Here is a 1,481-nt window from a genome sequence, read left to right as displayed (position 1 = left end):
CGCCGAGCACGGCGACGCGGCGGACGCGGCCGGGCCGCTGCAGCGCGGTCGAGCGCACCGCCCGCTCCGGCTCCAGGTGCGGCCGCACCGTGACAGCGAGGTCCGGGTACACCGCGCGGATCCGGCCCGCCGTGTCGGAGGACGGCGCAAACACCCGCGCCGCGCCCGCCAGGAACGCCCCGAACACCGCCCGCCGCTCGCCCGGATCCGGCTCCTCGAACCCGTCCGCGTCCACCGCCAGGCACGACCGGCACTCCGCCACCGGCGCCAGGCCGCAATAGCGCCCGTCCGGCTGGACCAGGTGGTTGCGGTGGCATACCGGCGAGTAGTCGTGCAGCGTCCACGCGTAGGGCCGCCCCGAGCCCGCCACCAGGTCCATCAGCGCCCGCGCCGCGCCCCAGCGCAGCCCCGCCAGCGAGTGCACGTGGATCAGAACCGGCGCCAGCTGCCCGACGAAGTCCGCGAGTTCCGCCGCGTCGCGCGGCAGGTACAGGCTGTCGAGGTTGGGCAGGTACAGGAACTCGGGGCTGCGGTAGGCGACGTGGACCTCCAGGTTGCGGGTCCGGTCGATCTGCAGCAGCACCACGCTCAGGCCCTCGGCCCGGGCCTGGGCGATCATGTCGTCGATGTGCCGCTGGATGCCCCCGCCCCAGCTATGGGTCACGTAGAGCAGCGCCCGCCCCGAGAAGTGCCGGGCCAGCCGCGCCCGGTCGAGCCGCGCCCGCCCGCGCCGGCCGGGATCGGCCTGGACGAACTGCCCGACCCGGGCCGGGTAGTCGGGGTGCTTGGCCAGCAGGGCCGCCTGGCCGCTCGCGTACTCGCCGCCCTCGTCGAGCCCGAACGAGATCTGGCCGGCATGGTAGACGAACACGTCCTCGGCGAGCAGGTTGACGAAGCCGGCCTTGATGGCGCGCAGGCACCAGTCGTTCTCCTCGCCGTAGCCCTTGCCGAAGGCCTCGGCATCGAGCTCGCCGACCGCGTCGAGGGCTTGCGCGGTCATGTACATGCAGAAGCCGACGCCGGTGGGCACGGGCACGGCGCGGCCGCAATTGACCTGCGCGGCCATGCGGTCGAGCTCGGGCCGGGCGATCTCCAGCGGCATGGTGTTGTTGGCGTTGAAGCGTGGGTAGGAGCAGATCGTGGCGTTGTTGGACAGCGGCGTGACGCTGCCCACGGGCAGCCCCGCGCCCATCCCTGCCTCGCCGCCGGACCCGGCCTGAGGTGCTGTCTGAGGTTCGGCGTGGGCGACGAGGCGGTCGAGCCAGTCGCCGAAGACTTCGGCGTCGGAGTTGAGCAGGACGACGGCGCGGCCCTGGCGCAGGCCGAGGGCGCGGTTGACCGAGCGGACGAAGCCGAGGTTGCGCTCGTTCTCGACGAGGTGGAACAGGCCGCGGCCGGCGAGGTGGGCGAGGTCGGCGGTGAGTTCCGGGTCGGGGGAGCGGTCGTTGACGGCGAGCAGGGTGAAGGGCGTGGCCTGGGGC

1 protein-coding gene is annotated in these 1,481 nt (G+C 73.7%); it reads right to left on the bottom strand.

The window, feature by feature from the left end; all coding sequences use genetic code 11:
* On the bottom strand, positions 1-1,481 hold a 1,481-nt coding region (locus BLT59_RS30415), incomplete at both ends, for a glycosyltransferase (protein ID WP_139174176.1).

Source organism: Methylobacterium sp. UNC378MF, assembly GCF_900103195.1.
Lineage (GTDB): Bacteria > Pseudomonadota > Alphaproteobacteria > Rhizobiales > Beijerinckiaceae > Methylobacterium.
The sequence above is the reverse complement of the archived record's forward strand: the minus strand, read 5'-3'. Positions and strand labels throughout refer to the sequence as shown.